The 17,964-nt window shown below is 49.8% G+C and carries 18 protein-coding genes and 2 tRNA genes; 5 read left to right on the forward strand and 15 right to left on the reverse strand.

Annotation, left to right across the window (positions count from 1 at the left end; genetic code table 11):
* Window positions 1-49: 49 nt before the first annotated feature.
* The 4 genes from ACY2RR_RS13110 to ACY2RR_RS13125 all read right to left on the reverse strand — a co-directional run bounded on the left by ACY2RR_RS13110 (window position 50) and on the right by ACY2RR_RS13125 (window position 1,484).
* On the reverse strand, window positions 50-685 hold the full coding sequence (locus tag ACY2RR_RS13110) for a hypothetical protein (RefSeq protein WP_490108605.1): 636 nt from the start codon (window positions 683-685) through the stop codon (window positions 50-52).
* 93 nt (window positions 686-778) lie between these two features.
* The gene (locus ACY2RR_RS13115; protein WP_490108606.1) at window positions 779-1,141 is read right to left on the reverse strand and encodes a nitrous oxide-stimulated promoter family protein; all 363 of its coding nucleotides are present in this window, start codon (window positions 1,139-1,141) and stop codon (window positions 779-781) included.
* A 93-nt stretch (window positions 1,142-1,234) separates the two neighbouring features.
* Window positions 1,235-1,311: transfer RNA gene (locus ACY2RR_RS13120), tRNA-Pro, on the reverse strand.
* Window positions 1,312-1,407: 96 nt separating this feature from the next.
* A tRNA-Pro gene (locus tag ACY2RR_RS13125) sits at window positions 1,408-1,484 on the reverse strand.
* Between the two features lie 184 nt (window positions 1,485-1,668).
* Here ACY2RR_RS13125 and ACY2RR_RS13130 point away from each other — a divergent pair.
* Window positions 1,669-2,952 (forward strand): DEAD/DEAH box helicase, encoded by a 1,284-nt coding sequence (locus ACY2RR_RS13130; protein ID WP_490108607.1) that lies wholly within the window; start codon window positions 1,669-1,671, stop codon window positions 2,950-2,952.
* 5 nt (window positions 2,953-2,957) lie between these two features.
* Here ACY2RR_RS13130 and ACY2RR_RS13135 read toward each other — a convergent pair whose 3' ends face one another.
* The 5 genes from ACY2RR_RS13135 to ACY2RR_RS13155 form a co-directional block, all read right to left on the reverse strand.
* Window positions 2,958-3,350, reverse strand: coding sequence for a MerR family transcriptional regulator (locus ACY2RR_RS13135; RefSeq protein ID WP_490108608.1), 393 nt, complete (start codon window positions 3,348-3,350; stop codon window positions 2,958-2,960).
* Window positions 3,325-3,633 (reverse strand): integration host factor subunit alpha, encoded by a 309-nt coding sequence (gene ihfA, locus ACY2RR_RS13140; RefSeq protein WP_281648722.1) that lies wholly within the window; start codon window positions 3,631-3,633, stop codon window positions 3,325-3,327. The genes ACY2RR_RS13135 and ihfA overlap by 26 nt, the downstream gene beginning before the upstream one ends.
* Before the next feature lie 240 nt (window positions 3,634-3,873).
* Window positions 3,874-6,255: a phenylalanine--tRNA ligase subunit beta gene (gene pheT / locus ACY2RR_RS13145; protein ID WP_490108609.1), complete on the reverse strand. Its 2,382-nt coding sequence runs from the start codon at window positions 6,253-6,255 to the stop codon at window positions 3,874-3,876.
* Between the two features lie 194 nt (window positions 6,256-6,449).
* Window positions 6,450-7,466: a phenylalanine--tRNA ligase subunit alpha gene (pheS, locus tag ACY2RR_RS13150; protein WP_490108610.1), complete on the reverse strand. Its 1,017-nt coding sequence runs from the start codon at window positions 7,464-7,466 to the stop codon at window positions 6,450-6,452.
* A gap of 157 nt (window positions 7,467-7,623) precedes the next feature.
* Window positions 7,624-8,430, reverse strand: coding sequence for a phosphatase domain-containing putative toxin (locus ACY2RR_RS13155; RefSeq protein WP_490108611.1), 807 nt, complete (start codon window positions 8,428-8,430; stop codon window positions 7,624-7,626).
* 160 nt (window positions 8,431-8,590) lie between these two features.
* Here ACY2RR_RS13155 and smrA point away from each other — a divergent pair, with 160 nt between their 5' ends.
* The 3 genes from smrA (at window position 8,591) to ACY2RR_RS13170 (ending at window position 10,757) form a co-directional block, all read left to right on the forward strand.
* Window positions 8,591-9,181 (forward strand): DNA endonuclease SmrA, encoded by a 591-nt coding sequence (smrA, locus tag ACY2RR_RS13160; protein WP_490108612.1) that lies wholly within the window; start codon window positions 8,591-8,593, stop codon window positions 9,179-9,181.
* 197 nt (window positions 9,182-9,378) lie between these two features.
* A complete protein-coding gene (locus ACY2RR_RS13165; RefSeq protein ID WP_490108613.1) occupies window positions 9,379-10,482 on the forward strand; it encodes a Na/Pi symporter in 1,104 nt (367 codons plus the stop codon).
* 14 nt (window positions 10,483-10,496) lie between these two features.
* A complete protein-coding gene (locus ACY2RR_RS13170) occupies window positions 10,497-10,757 on the forward strand; it encodes a hypothetical protein (RefSeq protein WP_490108614.1) in 261 nt (86 codons plus the stop codon).
* Window positions 10,758-10,794: 37 nt separating this feature from the next.
* On the opposite strand, the gene ACY2RR_RS13175 is transcribed toward ACY2RR_RS13170, so the two are convergent.
* The 6 genes from ACY2RR_RS13175 to ACY2RR_RS13200 form a co-directional block, all read right to left on the reverse strand.
* Window positions 10,795-11,349: a hypothetical protein gene (locus tag ACY2RR_RS13175; RefSeq protein WP_490108615.1), complete on the reverse strand. Its 555-nt coding sequence runs from the start codon at window positions 11,347-11,349 to the stop codon at window positions 10,795-10,797.
* A 244-nt stretch (window positions 11,350-11,593) separates the two neighbouring features.
* Window positions 11,594-11,950, reverse strand: coding sequence for a 50S ribosomal protein L20 (gene rplT, locus ACY2RR_RS13180; RefSeq protein ID WP_490108616.1), 357 nt, complete (start codon window positions 11,948-11,950; stop codon window positions 11,594-11,596).
* A gap of 29 nt (window positions 11,951-11,979) precedes the next feature.
* Window positions 11,980-12,174 (reverse strand): 50S ribosomal protein L35, encoded by a 195-nt coding sequence (rpmI, locus tag ACY2RR_RS13185; protein ID WP_490108617.1) that lies wholly within the window; start codon window positions 12,172-12,174, stop codon window positions 11,980-11,982.
* A 123-nt stretch (window positions 12,175-12,297) separates the two neighbouring features.
* Window positions 12,298-12,846 carry a translation initiation factor IF-3 gene (infC, locus tag ACY2RR_RS13190; protein ID WP_490108712.1) on the reverse strand — a complete coding sequence of 183 codons (549 nt, stop codon included), beginning with the start codon at window positions 12,844-12,846 and terminating at the stop codon, window positions 12,298-12,300.
* A 41-nt stretch (window positions 12,847-12,887) separates the two neighbouring features.
* A complete protein-coding gene (gene thrS, locus ACY2RR_RS13195; RefSeq protein WP_490108618.1) occupies window positions 12,888-14,810 on the reverse strand; it encodes a threonine--tRNA ligase in 1,923 nt (640 codons plus the stop codon).
* A gap of 165 nt (window positions 14,811-14,975) precedes the next feature.
* Window positions 14,976-15,899, reverse strand: a complete 924-nt coding sequence (locus ACY2RR_RS13200) for a substrate-binding domain-containing protein (protein ID WP_490108619.1) — start codon at window positions 15,897-15,899, stop codon at window positions 14,976-14,978.
* A gap of 412 nt (window positions 15,900-16,311) precedes the next feature.
* Here ACY2RR_RS13200 and ACY2RR_RS13205 point away from each other — a divergent pair, with 412 nt between their 5' ends.
* Entirely contained in the window at window positions 16,312-17,889 is a 1,578-nt protein-coding gene (locus ACY2RR_RS13205; protein ID WP_490108620.1) for a hypothetical protein, read from the forward strand.
* Window positions 17,890-17,964: the final 75 nt, after the last annotated feature.

A 17,964-nucleotide genomic window follows, 5' to 3' on the forward strand; every position in this document is an offset into this window, starting at 1 on the left:
TACCAGATTTCAGGATCAGCCGCACAGCCTTTTTATTTTAAGAGCGAACCTAGAACCACCAGAAAAATTCAACACCGTGATGAATAGCGCGGGCACCGGCAGGCTTTACTGAAGCAATTCTTCCATCCTTTAAATGCCCTTTTGGGAGCTGACCTGATCGTTGATAAGACTTCCAGTCCGCCACTGCGCCTTTGGGAAGACTCCATATCTCAGCTTCTACAACCAAACCTGTGACAGCAAAAAACTCCCAGGCATCAGATTCTTTACCATGACCACCAGCAATAATCAGTCCGCCAATAAGTCCGGTCAGCCACCCTTCGAGATGCCCCCCCAGAGACGATCTTGCTTCAACCCGTTCAGCCAGAGTTTTTAACCGGAAAGCATCATCAGAAAGGCCGGGAATCTGAGATTTTTCAGGAAGCGGGTAAAGAGGCCGGAACAAAACATCCCCTACACCAAGAGCCGCAGAAACCGCACCAACAGTATTAGCTCGTTCGCTGGACTGACTATGGGTTCTGTTCGCTTCATATCCCTGCGCGATTGTGGAAACCCCATGAACGCCAAGCCAGCCATATTGCCACCACTGTGCCTGTTGCTCATATTCCTTAACTCGCTCAGACAACCACTGCTCCGGAGTATCTTCCAGTGTTGAAGCAAAGCTAAAGGAGAGAAAGAATGAACTCATTAAGCATAAGATCAGCAAACCTGTCCTGCGCACCATAAGCAATGCTCTCGCGTCACCATTTTTCTTGGAGTGCGCAGTGTAGACCGGTTTTTATCAGGCAGAATCTTTTCTGAACTTCTTACCAGGGCGAGGCGGTAAAGGCCGGCGCTCATCCCAAAGATGGCGAATGGCGAGGATAGGATGATGGAGCAACATTCGCGGGCCAGCCCAACGCATTACTTGGCGAATCTGCTCACGCTTGGCGGGTTTATAACAATGAATAGGACACTTTGAACAGACAGGTTTATTCGCCCCGTAAACACAGCGATCAACCCGACGCTCACAGAAGGCTTTTAACTCTACACACTCTGAACAGAGGTAACCATCTTCCGGCTTATGGTGATGCTGGCAATAAAGAGCAATCATTTTGCCAACGGTTTTATTTTCTCGTTGAAGCCTTGCAGATTCTGCACTCATAAACTCTTCCGTTCTGAACGATCCAAGACTACCAAATTCTTACGCCCAAACGAAAAAAAGCGCACATCAAGAGATGTACGCTTTTTCTAAATTTGGTCGGAGCGAGAGGATTCGAACCTCCGACCCCCACAACCCCATTGTGGTGCGCTACCAGGCTGCGCTACGCTCCGATTGATAGCTATGTTAATGATTTCATTATAAAAATCAACAACACAAGCCAATACGAAAGCCTCTCTTTAAAAGAGATGGGATAAGCTTTCTGAAAATGGTCGGAGCGAGAGGATTCGAACCTCCGACCCCCACAACCCCATTGTGGTGCGCTACCAGGCTGCGCTACGCTCCGACTAGATGCCGCATGCGGCAAGAACGGGGCGTATCCTATCCAAAACAACGAAGCGCCACAAGAGGATTCACAGTGGTAGTTTTACCAAGAATAAGGAAAAGCAGTGAAAGCCGCTGACTCCAGCAAACCCTTGGGGTAGAATCCGCCGCCTTTCTCAAAATGCTATTCGGGTTATCTTTCGATTATGTCTACTTTTTCTGCCCTTGGGCTATCTGCGCCTCTGCTCACAGCTGTAGAAGATGCAGGCTATCAAAACCCGACCGCGATTCAGGCCAAAGCGATTCCCATGGTATTAACTGGCCGGGATATTATGGCCTCGGCACAAACCGGAACCGGAAAAACCGCCAGCTTTACCCTACCAGTCTTGCATCGCCTGTCTGAAATGCGGACCAGCAAAGATATTCGCGCATTGGTTCTGGCACCTACCAGAGAGCTGACCGTACAGGTTGGAGAGAGCTTTTCTACCTACGGAAAGCATCTCCCCCTGAAAGCAGTTACCGTTTACGGCGGCGTTGATATGGCCCCACAAATCGAAGCGATTGAAGCTGGCGCGGATATTCTGATCGCTACTCCTGGTCGTCTGCTTGATCTTATAAGCAAAGAACATGTGTCTCTGACCAAGCTGCGTATTCTGGTTCTGGATGAAGCCGATCGCATGCTCGATCTGGGTTTTAAGGATGATATTGAACGTATTTTGAAAAATGCTCCGGAGAAGCGTCAGAACCTGCTGTTCTCAGCAACCTTTTCCCGAGAGATCAAACAGCTTGCTCATGAATTTCAGCGTCATCCAGTAAAGATCGAAATTGAAGACCCCAACTCTGCGGCAAAAACAGTCAAGCAGGTTGTTTATCCTGTAGACCAGCAGACCAAGCCTGAAATTCTCAGCTACATAATCAATGGCGGCGGTTGGGAAAAAGTACTTGTTTTTGTGCGCACCAAGAAAGCGGCCAACAAAATTGCCGAACTGCTTGAAGAAGATGGCGTCAGCGCTCAGGCTATCCACAGCGACAAAAGCCAACACTTACGTACACGTACACTGGAAGCCTTCAAAAGCAATCAGTTTACCGCTCTGGTCGCCACAGATGTCGCCGCCCGCGGACTGGATATCGAGCAACTCCCCTTAGTGATCAACTACAACTTGCCAAAAGTGGCCAAGGATTATGTTCACCGCATAGGCCGTGCTGGCCGTGCCGGCATGCAAGGGCAGGCTATATCCCTGCTCAGCCCTGAAGAAAAGCCACAACTGGAGAGCATCCGCAAGCTGGTCAAACAACCTCTAAAGGTAGAGCCTCTACCCTATTTCGAAGGTGGAGAAACGCGCCCGGTAGAAATCACAGAACAACTTGAGAAGAAACAACCAAGAAAAGTGCGATCACAAGAGTCCCGTGACAAAAGAGCCGCAGCGAAAAGAAAGTACGGGCCAAAACCGAAAGCTGCTCCCAAACAGCGCATAAGAAGCAACGCGTAAACTATTTATTTCCGTTTCAAAAGGGCTCGGACTTCTTCGAGCTCTCGAATGGTTTGGCGAACCAGCTGTCGAAACTGGCTACTGTCGTGATGTTCGTCTTCACCCGCAAGGCGAGCCCTGGCACCAGGAATGGTATAACCCTGCTCGTAGAGAAGACTACGAATCTGGCGAATGGTGAGAACATCCTGCCGCATATAATAACGGCGGTTTCCCCGGCGCTTAACCGGTTTCAGGTGGGCAAACTCCTGCTCCCAGTACCTGAGCACATGGGGCTTCACCTGACAAAGATCAGCAACTTCACCAATGGTGAAGTACCTTTTCCCCGGAATAGCTGGAAGCTCAGCCTGAACACCTGCCTGCTCCTCGCATCCGTCAGTCGTCGACAAGATTTCCTGCATAGTCCTCAACTCTCGCCCTGAGTTTTTGGCCTGGTTTAAACGTCACTACACGTCTTGGTGAAACGGGAATCTCTTCACCGGTTTTAGGGTTTCGGCCAGGGCGCTCTCCTTTGTCCCGCAGATCAAAATTCCCAAAACCTGACAGTTTTACCTGTTCATTATTCTCGAGTGAGGAACGAATCTCTTCAAAGAAAAGATCAACAATCTCCCGGGCTTCTCTTTTATTAAATCCCAGATCCTCATGTAACCTATCAGCAATTTCTGCCTTGGTCAGTGCCCCCATGGCCATACATCCTCGATGTAATATTTTAACATCTATCTATAACAGCATGACTCTTATGACAATTCGGCAAGATGCCGTCACACCTTAGAATGCTGTGATAAAAAGGAAATATCAACCCTTTCAGTCAGTTAGATACCTATATGACCGATACTGACCACAAACTGTGCAACAGAAACAAAAAGCCCCTGAAACTTTCGCATCAGGGGCTTATAAGAAAAAACGACAGTTCAGCGTCAATTCTTATTGACGCAAGGTACCACCCAACTCTGCTTCCAGAGCCGCAGTAATACCAGCAAACAGGTCGTTAATCTCTTCGTCGTTCAGGGTGCGCTCGGCATGACGCCAGGTAACTCCCAGAGCCAGACTCTTCTTGCCGTCTTCAACGCCTTTACCGCTGTAAACGTCGAACAGGCGAATATCACGCAACCATTCACCGGCCTTGGAACGGATAACCGCTTCAACATCGGCCGCCGCAGTGCTCTGATCCAGAACCAGTGCCATATCGCGACGCACTTCTGGGAACTTGGACAGTTCACGGAACGCAGTCACGTCGCCAGCCATCAGCACATCAGCAGAGATTTCAAACAGGTAAACCGGTGTATCAACACTTACGGTTTTGGCAACGCTTGGGTGCAGACGACCAATCACACCAACAACCTTTCCATCACGCAGAATCTCTGCGCACTGACCGGGATGCAGCGCAGGACGCTTGGCAGCACGGAAGCTGTACTCAGCTTCATTACCAACGCGCTTGAACAGAGCAACCAGATCACCTTTCAGATCAAAGAAATCGACAGGTTCATCATTGCCGTGCCAGCTTTCAGGGTTGCGGCTGCCACAAACAGCTCCACCCAGCCACAGATCCTGAGTGAGTTGGTCGCCTTCACGGATAAAGATCTGACCAGTTTCAAACAGGCGCACACGGCTCTGCTGACGGTTCAGGTTATGACGCATAGCAGTGACCAGACCTGGCAGCAGACTGGTACGCATAACAGACATCTCGCTGGAAATCGGGTTTGCCAGAGGCTCAGCGACACGCTCAGGGTCAAACACCTGATGTAGAGATGGGTCGATAAAGCTGAAGTTGATCGCTTCACGGTAACCGCGAGCCACCAGCACACGGCGCAGTTCACTCATGCGCACAGTAGACTCATCAATAGTCTTCAGGCGCAGCTCTGCCAGAGGAATAGTGTCTGGCAGGTTATTGTAACCATAGATACGGCCAACTTCTTCCACCAGATCTTCTTCAATGCTGATATCAAAACGCCAGCTGGGCACAGCCACAGACCACTGATCTTCAGCAGTTTCGGTCAGTTCCAGCCCCAGGCAGGTCAACAGAGGAGCGATATGATCAGCAGGCAGATCCACACCCAGCAGATCAGTCACTTTCTGGCGATGCAGAATTACAGTACGAGCTTCAGGCAGAGACTCTTCGCAAGCCACCTCCACAACAGGGCCAGCCTGGCCACCGCAGATATCCAGAATCAAACGGGTAGCACGCTCAATAGCCTTGCTCTGCAGCTGGTAATCCACACCACGCTCAAAACGGTGAGAAGCATCAGTGTGCAGGCCATACTGACGGGCCTTACCGGCAATACCAATCTTGTCGAAGAATGCGGACTCGAGGAAGATACTGGTGGCATCTTCGTTCACACCGGAGTATTCACCACCCATCACACCGGCAATACCCAGAGCTTTCTCCTCGTCGGCAATCACCAGCGTACCGGCATTCAGTTCCTGCTCAGTGCCATCCAGCATCAGCAGCTTCTCGCCAGCTTCCGCCATACGCACACGGATAGAACCGTTCAGGCGATCCAGATCATAGCCGTGCATTGGCTGACCCAGTTCCAGCATCACATAGTTGGTTACGTCAACTACAGGGTCAATGGAACGTACGCCAGAACGACGCAGACGCTCAACCATCCAGATAGGAGTAGCAGCTTTCACGTTCACATTACGCAGCACACGGCCAACAAAGCGCGGGCAGGCTTCAGTCGCTTCCAGGTTTACTTCAAAGGTGTCGTCGATCTCAGCAACAACATCTTCAATCTCAGCAACGGTGACATCAGCCAGGAAGTTTGCAGACACTTCACGAGCCAGACCGGCGATGCTCAGGCAGTCACCACGGTTTGGAGTCAGGTCAACATCAACAATGGTGTCGTCCAGCTGCAGGTATTCACGGATATCCGCGCCCACAGGTGCATCCAAAGGCAATTCCATAATACCGTCTGCGCGCTCAGAGGCCAGACCGATTTCGTCATCGCCACACAGCATACCGAAGGACTCAACGCCACGAAGCTTGGCCTTCTTGATCTTGAAATTGCCTGGCAGCACCGCGCCAACCATGGCAAAAGGAATTTTAATACCAACGCGAGCGTTAGGGGCACCACACACCACCTGAAACTCTTCACTGCCGTTGGTGACTTTGGTCACACGCAGCTTGTCTGCATCAGGGTGCTGTTCACAGGCAACAATCTCACCCACCACTACGCCGGAAAACTCTGGCGCAACGGCTTCATATTCATCCACTTCCAGGCCAGCCATAGTGATTTTGCTGACCAGCTCTTCCGTGCTTGCGTCCGGGTTAACCCAGCTGCGTAGCCACTGTTCGCTGAATTTCATTCTGTTCTCATCCTAAACCCCTCCACAAAAGAAGGATCAAATAAATCGATATGGCTCCGATGCTGCCAAGGCGGGAATTATGGTGTTGTTTTCAAAGGCCATGGATGGCCTGAGAGCAGCCTCTGGGCAGGAAGCCCAGCGGCGCGGAAAACAACTCCATGATTCCGGCCGGAACATCGATCAAAATCCACTAATTATTTGAACTGCTCAAGAAAACGCAGGTCATTCTCGAAGAACTGACGCAGGTCCTTCACGCCATAACGCAGCATGGCAAAACGCTCAACACCCATACCGAAGGCAAAACCACAGTACTTCTCAGGGTCCAGACCAGCGTGACGGAATACATCAGGGTGCACCATGCCGCAGCCCAGTACTTCCAGCCACTTGATAGAGCCGTCTGCATTACGACCCCACTCAATATCCACTTCCGCAGAAGGCTCAGTGAATGGGAAGTAGGAAGGACGGAAGCGCACTTCCAGATCGTCACGTTCGAAGAACACCCGCAGGAAGTCAGACAGCAGGCTCTTCAGATCGGCAAAGCTGGTTTTCTCAGCAACATACAGACCTTCCACCTGATGGAACATCGGGCTGTGAGTCTGGTCGGAATCGCAGCGATAAACCTTACCGGGGCAAACAATAGCGATTGGCGGCTTACGGTTTTCAGCGACAAAACGCTTCATGGTACGCACTTGCACAGGAGACGTGTGAGTACGCAGCACGGAACCATCCTTCATGTAGAAAGTATCGTGCATGGCACGGGCCGGATGGTGATCGGGGATATTCAGCGCTTCAAAGTTATGGAAATCGTCTTCAATTTCTGGGCCGGCCTCTTCGGTAAAGCCGATAGTCTGGAAGTATTCGCTGATCCGCTCCATAGTGCGGGTCACAGGGTGGATACTGCCCACACCTTCACCACGACCTGGCAGGGTCACATCAATAGATTCAGCAGCCAGCTGGACATCCAGTGCAGCCTGCTCCATAAACGAGCGACGCTCGTTCATAGCCTTCTGCACAACCTGCTTGGCTTCGTTAATTTTGGCGCCCGCCTTGGGCTTTTCTTCTGGAGACAGGTGACGCAAACCCTGCATCAGCAGGCTGATTTCACCTTTTTTGCCCAGATACTGCACACGCACCTGATCCAGGCTGGCCGCATCACCGGCAGCCGCGACAGCAGCCAGTGCTGCGTCGGTTAATGCTTGGAGGTTTTCCATGGACTCTGTATAAACCAGTTAACAACCCAATAATTCATTTACCCGTTTTGTGACCAAAACGGAAGGTGCCTACGGAGCCAAGGCTGCCGCCTTGAGTTATCGCACTCACCACGAAAATGTCAAAGCGGTCAAGTTTACATGAGAGCCGGGGTTAAGACTATGTATCCAGCGTTCTTTCCGGGGATAAACGGCCATCCAGTCGAGATTTATGGTATTCAGCGAACTTAGAAACAAACACCCTTTGCCCGTCCTTCTTTGGGCAGATTCCATCATTTCGAGCTTTTGTTAACATTTCAGTCGCCTGCTCAGGCGTATACCCCAAAGTAACCAGAGTACAGGCCGCAATAGTTGCTGAACGCCCATAGCCATTACGACAATGTACCACCACACCTTTTCCCTTTTGGATATATGCAGCAAGATCCAGGACAAACAAATAAAAGTCGTCCATACACTTAGGGACACTGTCATCCATTTCATAAATTGGGTATCTCCGCAACTGCAACCCTTGCATGACTACCGCATTTTCATAATTTTCAACATGCAGCTCGTCATGTAACTCCCTTTCTGGCAAAGCACTAACAACAACATCAATACCACTTTGTTTAATTGCAGCGAGATCCATATCCAGATTACGGCTATACATCTCTTTACGCTTAGGACTATTGTCAAAACGCCCTGGGCACATATTTATTGCCAGCTTCCCTGCAATCAATCCTTTCACAAAGCAGGGTTTATAAGGGTGAGTACAAGAGGTTTGAAAAATCATCCCCATCCCTTCAAAACGCCTGGTTTGCTCGATACGAAAATCTTCCCCAACAATACCTTGCGGAATCATATAAAGGTCATTTTCCTCATCCGAAAGCTTCTTTACTCCACGTCGACCAGACTTAGCTTCAATGACCTCATGTCCTTCCGGCAGAACCCTGTAACAACTGCTACACCTGCTACCTACACCTTTCAACATACACACCCCAACCATTGAAATTCGCTACCCGTAATCGAACAATTTCAACAGTTACGGCATTTGATACCTATAACAAAGCAGTCAGTACGGCAGACACATACCCAAAGCCTGCAGTGTGATATTCTGTGCCTAGTTTCTAGAATTTTGACAGACCAAGACCATGCAACAGGGTGACAACGATCTTTTCTCAAAAGAGATGTCTGATGTGCAGCCTCTCACCAGAGAAACCGTTTACGCCAACACCGGCTCTCGCAAAACAACCACTCCCGGTCAGGAAGAACGCCGCCGCGCCGCCGCAGAAGAGCTGATAGACCCCAACCCATTATCCATGGAGCTGCGTAAGCGGGTTCAGCCCCATGACTTCCTGTTCTGGAAAGAGTCAGGGGTTCAGGAAGGGGTTTGGAAAAAACTGCGCCTGGGCAAATATAAGATGGACGCCCGACTCGACCTTCACCTGATGACCGTGAAAGAAGCTCGCAAAGAACTTCATCGTTTTCTGCAAGACTGCAGAGAAAATGATGTTCGCACCGCTCTTATCTGCCACGGACGGGGAGAACAGGGTGAGCAAAAAGCAACCATGAAAAGCTACACTCGTCAGTGGCTTGAAGAACACGACGCCGTTCTGGCATTTCATACGACACAACGCCACCATGGTGGAACCAGTGCCGTCTATACCATGATTCGAAAAAGTGAAGAAAGACGCGTCGAAAACCGGGAGCAATACGCCAAAAGAAACAACAAGGCCTGTTGAATTTCTCAACAACGCACATACGTACAAAAACCAACAAAAGCACTCAAAATACCGTGTTTTTTATAGGACTTATGTACAAACCACTGGATATTTCTTGCATCTTCTTCTAATTCATGGGATACAGCGCGCAGTTTTTCACAACAGTTGAATAAATTGCTATGACACACTCAGGCCCGCAACGGAATTCTGCCGGCAATATGCTGCGCTGGTTAACCGTCGTTCTGATGGTCTACCTATTACTTGTCGCTGTCGGAATGATAGGCAGCGGCTTTAAATGGGCATCAGGTGGCGCCGATGGCGCAAGAGAACTTTTCGCTTTTGCCAGTAACCCGGTTATGGGGCTCGTTATCGGTGCCTTTGCCACCGCACTGGTACAATCTTCAAGCACTGTGACCTCGGTAATCGTCGGCCTTGTTGCTGGCGGTCTTCCAGTTCATACAGCCATCCCCATGATTATGGGTGCCAACATGGGCACCACCGTCACCAATACCTTGGTGAGTATGGGACACATCGGGAAAAAGAAAGAGTTCCGGCGCGCATTTTCTGCCGCCACGGTACACGACTTCTTCAACCTGCTGGCTATTGCCATTTTCCTGCCCCTGGAAATATTTACCGGTTACCTGAGCAAAGTTTCGGAATACCTCACCACCTTTGTTGTTGGTGGAGAATCCCTGAGCATTAAAGGCCTGAACTTTATTAAGCCTCTGACCAAACCTGTTATTGGCGTAGTCAAAGACATGTACGGCTCACTGCCAGAACCTTGGGGTGGTGTGGCCCTGGCTCTTACCGGCCTCGCCCTGATCTTTCTGTCCATTGTGGTACTAGGCAAACTACTGAAAGTTCTGATGGTTGGCCGCGCCAAGGCCATTCTGCATCGCGCTATCGGTCACGGCCCTGTCACCGGCATTACCTCTGGTACATTGATGACCATCGCCGTACAGTCCTCTTCAACCAGCACCAGCCTTATCGTCCCTCTTGCGGGTAATGGCTTATTCAAGCTGAAGGAAATCTACCCGTTCACCTTGGGCGCGAATATTGGCACCTGCATTACAGCTCTATTGGCTGCCACAGCCGTTGAAGGAGATATGGCACAGTTTGCACTGCAGATTGCCTTGGTTCACCTGACGTTCAACCTGTCAGCCGTTATTCTGATTTATGGCATTCCATTCCTGCGTCGCATCCCACTGGTTACGGCCAGACGCTTTGCCCAGATGGCAAGTCGACGTAAATGGATAGTTTTTGCTTATGTAATCGGGCTATTCTTTGTTGTACCAGGTTTACTGATTGCACTGACCGCCTGAAAGGAGTCTCTTCCATGACAATGCAGGAATACAAAGCTCATCGCAAAGCTCTCAAGGCTCAGATAAAGGAAACCAAGGCCCTGCTTCACCAGCTGGAAAAAGAGCTCGAGGATGAGCGTATGGAGATGCAGCATGAAGAAGTGGATCACCTTGAAGAGTACATGGACAAGAGCGATGTCCACCTCAAGGATCTAAAGACTCTCAGCACCAGCGCAATGGCCGATCTGAGAAAATCTTTGAGCGATATAGCTAACTGGTTTAAGGGCTCGAAGTGAGCCCCGACTTTGAAAGCATGACAAAAACGGAAGTTTCTTAAGAAACTTCCGTTTTCACCATATCGTGAAAGCGGGTAGCGATAGTATTAACAATATCAAGCCGCTGGAACGTAGAGAGCTCTTCAAGCTTATCCAGATCCAGCCAGTGCAGATGGACGTACGGCGACTTAGACTGAAACTCCCTGAGATCACCCTTCTTAATCAAAGGCAAAAAGTTGTCTTGTTTTGACAAAACCTGGTCAAAAGCCTCATTCAGCGGCATTGTCTTCCCCTTCCCACCCTTAAGTGGAAGGCGAACATAAAAACCACTCTTACCGAACATCTCACCGGGAAACATAAATATCCCACTGGGGCGCACAGCCTTGGCAGACACAAAACTGAAGGTATCGTGCCAGGCATTCTGATCCGGCATTACCTCGATAGAAGCATCATCGTCTTCGCCGTGAAACTCTAACTGGTAGTTACTGTACAGCTTGCAAACACTGGAAGAATACACGCAAAAAATATTCTTCATAGAGCGAAGGTATTCGAAGGCTTTGCGGCGGTGAGCGAAATCATTAAGCTCCCATTTCAACTCTGCATCTTGCGCCATGACTCTTATCTCTTGTCTCTTACGGTTACCCCTGATGAATATTCAAAACTGAAAAGGGCAACTCTTTGATTTATTCACTCGAGAATATCAACACAGAAAACAAAAAGCTCCCCATATTTTGTAAGTATGTGACGCAGATTGTCACTTATTTGCTTTACAATTCAAATTTCAGGCACAAAAAAAAAGGACCCCCGAGGGGATCCTTTTTCTTCAGACTGATTACCTGAAAAGGTAAAAAGACTGATTAAGCCAGGGCAGCTTTAGCCTGATCAACGATAGCAGCGAAAGCAGCTTTCTCGTGAACAGCCAGGTCAGCCATAACCTTACGGTCGATCTCGATGTTGGCCTTCTTCAGACCAGCGATCAGACGGCTGTAAGACATACCGTTCATGCGGGCACCAGCATTGATACGGGCGATCCACAGGGCACGGAACTGACGCTTGCGCTGACGACGGTCACGGTAAGCGTATTGACCCGCTTTGGTAACCGCCTGCTTGGCTACGCGGAATACGCGGGAACGCGCACCGTAGTAACCTTTAGCCTGCTTCAGAATTTTCTTGTGACGACGACGGGCAACAACACCACGCTTTACTCGAGCCATTCTCTATTTCCTCTAATAACCAGTCTGAATTAACGTACGCGCAGCATGCGTTCTACCAATGGCTTGTCAGCAGCACTTACCTGCTGAGTGCCGCGCAGCTGACGCTTACGCTTGGTAGTCATCTTGGTCAGGATGTGGCTCTTAAAAGCGTGCTTGCGCTTGAAACCGCTAGCGGTTTTTTTGAAACGCTTGGCAGCACCAGAGTTGGTCTTCATCTTTGGCATGATTTGACTCCGCATTCAAAGGCCCGGCCTGAGTTCATGACCGACTCAGGTTAGGCAGCATAAATAATGAAAATTCCAAATGTAGACGGAAACCCGGAAAACCGGACTTCCACAGAACAGATGTTACTTTCGCTTCTTAGGGGCAATAACCATGATCAGTTGACGGCCTTCCATTTTTGGACGCTGTTCAACAGTACCCAGCTCCTCCAGGTCTTTTTCAACCCGGTTAAGCAACTGCATTCCCAGTTCCTGGTGAGCCATCTCACGACCGCGGTATCGCAGAGATACCTTGGCTTTATTGCCTTCTTCAAGGAAACGTATCAGGTTGCGTAGTTTTACCTGATAATCTCCATCTTCAGTCCCAGGACGGAATTTAACTTCCTTAACCTGAGTCTGAACCTGCTTCTTCTTCGCAGCCGCTTTCTGTTTCTTGTCCTCGTAGAGGTGCTTGCCGTAATCCATAATCTTGCAGACTGGAGGCACAGCTGTCGCGTTAATCTCTACCAGGTCGAGCTCGGCTTCGAGAGCCAGATCAAGAGCTTGTCTCAGCGGAACGACACCGACCATTTCGCCATCGGCAGCAATCAGTCGCACTTCCTGAGCGCGAATATTCTGATTAATCGGGGCACGAGGTGCCTGTTGCCGACGGTCCCGCGGATTCGAACGTTTGATTGGTAATTCTCCTGTTTCGCCTAAATTTTCAAGAACAGTTTTTAAGAACGGCTACGCTGTTCAACATCTGTCGCTAGCAGCTTCTCAAATGCATCTATGGTCATACTTCCAAGATCTTCACCGGAGCGCGTGCGTACTGCAACAGAATCTGATTCTACTTCCTTATCGCCAACTACAAGCAGATAAGGCACCCGTTCAAGGGTGTGCTGGCGGATTTTAAAGCCGATCTTCTCGTTTCTCAAGTCTGCTTTCACTCGGAAACCACTGTTTTTTAGCCTGCGTTCTACATTTTCTACGTAGGAGGCCTGATTATCAGTGATGTTGAGGATAGCAGCCTGCGTAGGTGCCAGCCATGCAGGGAAGCGACCTTCGAAATGCTCGATCAGAATACCGATAAAGCGTTCGAAAGAACCCAGTATTGCCCGATGCAGCATAACAGGCGTCTTACGTTCACCATGCTCATCAACGTATTCCGCACCCAAACGACCCGGCATGGAGAAGTCTACCTGAATTGTGCCACACTGCCACACACGACCGATACAGTCTTTCAGAGAGAACTCAACCTTAGGCCCGTAGAAAGCGCCTTCACCAGGCAGCTCTTCCCAGGGCAGGCCAGCTGCATCCAGCGCTTCGGCCAGGGCCTTCTCAGCTTTATCCCAGATTTCATCAGAACCAACCCGCTGCTCTGGGCGGGTTGAGAGTTTGTAAATCAGGCTGTCTTTTTCAAAGCCGAAATCCGCATACACATCATGCAGGAAGTCGATAAATTCAGACACTTCAGACTGAATCTGATCTTCTGTTGAGAAGATATGGGCATCGTCCTGAACGAAGCCACGCACACGCATAATTCCGTGCAGAGCACCAGACGCTTCGTTACGGTGGCAGGAACCAAACTCTGCCAAACGCAGAGGTAGGTCACGGTAGCTGCGCAACCCCTGATTGAATACCTGAACGTGACAAGGGCAGTTCATTGGCTTCACAGCCACAACACGCTCATCACTCTTCAGAGTAAACATGTCGTCGCCAAACTTGGATGCGTGACCGGACTTCTCCCACAGGGAAATATCCACTAGAGAAGGAGTCTTGATTTCCTGGTAGCCGCGCTCAATCTGCTTGCGGCGCATGTACTGTTCCAGAGACTGGTAAATGCTCCAGCCATTTGGATGCCAGAACACCATACCTGGCGCTTCTTCCTGCAGATGGAACAGATCCAGTTTCTTGGCCAGTTTGCGGTGATCACGCTTTTCCGCTTCTTCCATACGATGCAGGTAAGCTTTCAGCGCTTTTTTGTCTTCCCAGGCTGTGCCGTAAATCCGGGTCAGCATCTGGTTACTGCTGTCACCCCGCCAATAGGCACCAGCCAGCTTGGTGAGGGTAAAAGATTTCAGGAAACGAGTGTTAGGAACGTGAGGCCCGCGACACATATCGATGTATTCTTCGTGATAATAGAGGCCAACCTCTTTTACACTATCATCGAAAGCATCAATAATTTCTACTTTGTAGGTTTCTCCGCGCTCAGCAAAAATACGACGCGCCTCAGCAACTGGCGTCCACTTTTTGATGACGTCGTAACCTTTGCCAATCAGGTCTTTCATGCGCTTTTCCAGCGCAGTCATATCTTCAGGCGTAAACGAGTCTTCCAGTTCTACATCGTAGTAGAAACCATTTTCAATCACTGGTCCGATAGCCATTTTCACATTGTCACGCATCTGCTTAATGGCGTGACCAATGAGGTGGGCGCAGGAGTGACGAATAATTTCCACCCCCTCTTCATCACGAGCCGTGATAATGCTCAAGTCGGCATCGCTGGAAATAACCTCACAGGCATCCTGCAAGTCACCATTTACACGTCCAGCAATCGTTGCTTTGGCCAGGCCTGGGCCAATATCCTGGGCAACTTCCATAATAGAAACTGGTTGAGCAAACTCGCGCTTGCTGCCATCAGGAAGAGTAATAACCGGCATAAAATTCACCTTAAATTCAATTCAGTGGCAATCCAAACCAGGGACTGCATGTTCACGGGCAGTGGCAGCCCTTACCAGGGACTGCATGCAACATAAAATCAACAATAGAAAATATTGATCTGAACCGCATATCATACCGGTGATAACACATCACTACCACCGACATCAGTCAATCAAATCGTTCTGAACCAACAACCGCCACGGTGTTTTCCGATCACTGGGCGTGCCATCAAAAATCTTCTCAATGGCATAAATACCCTGCTGCCCGGGATACCAGTCCACCGTTGCCAGAATGCGCCCCGTACGAACGTAGTTCAGCAGCTGGGGCTCTCCATCAAAGCCTGTAATTTTCAAGCGAATATTTTTCAGATCCGCCGCTCGCATTGCACCAAGAGCCATTGCATCATTCGCGGCAAACACCCCATCCAAATCCCGGTATTTATCTAGCAATGCCATGGTGACATCCTGCGCTTTCAGGGCGTCCCACTCGGCTGACTTCACAGCAATAACCTTAACGCCAGCCCCATGAAGAACACTTTTGGCTGCAGCCACCCGCTCAAACGATGCCAGCTCTCCCGGAGCGCCGGACAAAATGGCAACCTTGCCGCCTTTACCAATCTGCTGAGCCAGATAACTTGCCAGAGTCCGGGCTGCACTGGTGTTATCCGGCCCCACCCTGGGAATAATAAGCCGATTACGACTCAACAGTTCCGGATCAAACCGACTGCCAATATTTACAACAGGAATCCCCTTCTTTTTCGCCTCAATTAATTGGGGAATAAGCGCTCTGGTTCCCACAGGAGCAACAATCAGCCCATCAACCTTCTGAGCCATCAACTGCTTGAACCATTGTTTCTGAGCTGCAATATCCCGATCATCCAGAGAGCCACCAGAAATCAGCCGACAACGTGAGAGTCCAGCCTCAACAGACTCTTCACAATAAAGCTTTGCCTCCCTCTCCAGCTGCTGATAGATAGCTCCGTCCAGACCATGCAATACCATACCAATAGCAGGCACCTGACGGGATTTACCACCCTGCCCTACCCCACCATCAGCCTGGACATTTCCTTCTACAACAGAAAATACCACCAGTAGAAAAATATCCCGACACAGATGCCGATAATGACATATCCGGGGGAGCCACAGAGGGGGACAAGGAACCACAAATCACCTCAACCAGAACAAGAGCCAAAACCGGAAAATTCAACACAGTGTAGACATCAGGCTCAACTGTTAAAGGTTTGACTTTCAACAACTTACGGTACGATCGCTCCGTTTTTCCCAATTCACACCAGCCTTAACAGATAAAGATATTCCTGCAAGTTGGTGGAAGTTATCTAAGCTTGCCCCCCTGTAAAGGTCTGGGTCAGGAAGAATCAGCCCAACAATACTCTGGGTAATCCCATAACCATTTTGTGTATCCGTTCGTAAAGTTTTTACCGGTTCTGTCTGGTGAAAGCACTTGAAATGAGACCAATAAGAGGAAACAGGGCAACTTATTATGAGCATGTTAAACAGAACCAGGCATCTGCTGGCTCCGCTCTCAGCACTTCTCCTTGCCAGCCCGGCCATAACCATGGCTGAACAGGAACCACCTGAGCCCACTCCGGTTATCCTCCCTGAAGCTACACAGATCACCTCCAACGGAGCACAACTTTCAGCCGATGACGATGGCAGGCTTCATCTGCGAATCAGCCATGAGCTGATGGTGAGCAAACCCGATCAATTGAAAGACGCACTGCTGGAAGTCATTCTTAACAGTCAGACACATCGCAGCACACCAACAGAAGTGGATGGCGAAGGTAAAATTCATTACCTGGTTGAACTCGGCAAAGATGAAGCAGGGACAGAGCTATTCCTCAAACCTGTCCCCCTAGACTCGCCGGCCATAAAAGCTGTCAGCAATATTGCCACCGGAGCACTTTTCCTTCTGTCTATGAAGGGCGTTGATAAAGCAAACCAGCGCAGAGATAACGGAAATTCTTTTCAATTTGGCTCGGTAAATAGGGAAGTACTCCAAAAAGGCATTCCTCGTAATTATCTCCGTCAGGGGATGCTGCTATCCGCATTTGGCACTGGTGAAGCCATCAGCACTCTCGGCTCGGCAGCTCTTGGACGCACCCAAAGAGAACAAAGAACCAGCTTTGCAGATACCCTTCCAGATCTTGCCAGTACTGCATTGATGGGACTTGCGTCACGAGGCATGTACTCAGGCAATGTGGATATTGTCAGTGCTACAGAGTGGGGCGATATCGTCAGCCTGTACACATTAAGCAGCACAACCAACACTCTGAGCACAACCCTCCAGAAAACGATTGCATCCATTGGCCACGACCTTACTGACTGGAGTGACGAGACCATAGCCTGGTCTGCACAGGCCAGCCAGATTGTGCTCAGCTCAACCATAATGGCACTTCTTTCCAAGTACTCAGACTACAAGCCCGGATCCAGCGACAAAAAAGCTTGGGGACATAACTTTCTGACCAACTCCATGGCTGTCACTGTCACATACAATGTGCGCGAACTAACCTCGGACTTTATAGCCGATATGACTGGCAGCAAAACCTGGGGTGAACTTCTGTCAGCAGGTGTTATGGCTGCCGGGTCCGGCTTAGTCCAGTTCAGAAACAAGGGTTCCCTGAATGTTAACAACATGACCTATAAGGCAACATCAACCTTTATGGCCGCAGAAGCAGCTGGTGCCAGTCTTGGCTTCGGTCTTCAGAAAGCCGTCAACGGCCTGGTAGGTGATGAAAACTCTTCCGTGGCTCGTATAGCCCGAATCGGTACAGCTTTTGCTGTAGCCGTGACTCTGAAGGGAGCTGCCGAAGCCGCATCGCTTTACATGCCTGGCGGCCGCGTTTGGAAGCGCTCTTTCAACAAGGTTCTAGACCCAATGGGAGATGGTGTGATAATCGCCAACATGTTTGACATTATGAGCCTTACGAGTGACACCGTTATCGAACCCTGGGTCATCAAACCCATTGCGCGAACTCTTGGGCTAGCCACCCCACAAAAACAACTCCCAAGCCTGCGCCTGAAGGCCGATGTTCTTCGCCGCCCGCTCTTACAAGGCTAAGTTCAGGTAAATATTCCGGAGTAGGGATACTCCGGGTTTTCTGCTCTGCCCCACACTCTGTTAGACTTCACAACT

Source organism: Parendozoicomonas sp. 2304DJ65-17, assembly GCF_058148445.1.

Excerpts from the sequence above, each read along its gene's own strand:
- ACY2RR_RS13110 (WP_490108605.1), bottom strand. The coding sequence starts at position 685 with ATGAGTTCATTCTTTCTCTCCTTTAGCTTTGCTTCAACACTGGAAGAT.
- ACY2RR_RS13115 (WP_490108606.1), bottom strand. The coding sequence starts at position 1,141 with ATGAGTGCAGAATCTGCAAGGCTTCAACGAGAAAATAAAACCGTTGGC.
- ACY2RR_RS13130 (WP_490108607.1), top strand. The coding sequence starts at position 1,669 with ATGTCTACTTTTTCTGCCCTTGGGCTATCTGCGCCTCTGCTCACAGCT.
- ACY2RR_RS13135 (WP_490108608.1), bottom strand. The coding sequence starts at position 3,350 with ATGCAGGAAATCTTGTCGACGACTGACGGATGCGAGGAGCAGGCAGGT.
- ihfA (WP_281648722.1), bottom strand. The coding sequence starts at position 3,633 with ATGGGGGCACTGACCAAGGCAGAAATTGCTGATAGGTTACATGAGGAT.
- pheT (WP_490108609.1), bottom strand. The coding sequence starts at position 6,255 with ATGAAATTCAGCGAACAGTGGCTACGCAGCTGGGTTAACCCGGACGCA.
- pheS (WP_490108610.1), bottom strand. The coding sequence starts at position 7,466 with ATGGAAAACCTCCAAGCATTAACCGACGCAGCACTGGCTGCTGTCGCG.
- ACY2RR_RS13155 (WP_490108611.1), bottom strand. The coding sequence starts at position 8,430 with ATGTTGAAAGGTGTAGGTAGCAGGTGTAGCAGTTGTTACAGGGTTCTG.
- smrA (WP_490108612.1), top strand. The coding sequence starts at position 8,591 with ATGCAACAGGGTGACAACGATCTTTTCTCAAAAGAGATGTCTGATGTG.
- ACY2RR_RS13165 (WP_490108613.1), top strand. The coding sequence starts at position 9,379 with ATGCTGCGCTGGTTAACCGTCGTTCTGATGGTCTACCTATTACTTGTC.
- ACY2RR_RS13170 (WP_490108614.1), top strand. The coding sequence starts at position 10,497 with ATGACAATGCAGGAATACAAAGCTCATCGCAAAGCTCTCAAGGCTCAG.
- ACY2RR_RS13175 (WP_490108615.1), bottom strand. The coding sequence starts at position 11,349 with ATGGCGCAAGATGCAGAGTTGAAATGGGAGCTTAATGATTTCGCTCAC.
- rplT (WP_490108616.1), bottom strand. The coding sequence starts at position 11,950 with ATGGCTCGAGTAAAGCGTGGTGTTGTTGCCCGTCGTCGTCACAAGAAA.
- rpmI (WP_490108617.1), bottom strand. The coding sequence starts at position 12,174 with ATGCCAAAGATGAAGACCAACTCTGGTGCTGCCAAGCGTTTCAAAAAA.
- thrS (WP_490108618.1), bottom strand. The coding sequence starts at position 14,810 with ATGCCGGTTATTACTCTTCCTGATGGCAGCAAGCGCGAGTTTGCTCAA.
- ACY2RR_RS13205 (WP_490108620.1), top strand. The coding sequence starts at position 16,312 with ATGAGCATGTTAAACAGAACCAGGCATCTGCTGGCTCCGCTCTCAGCA.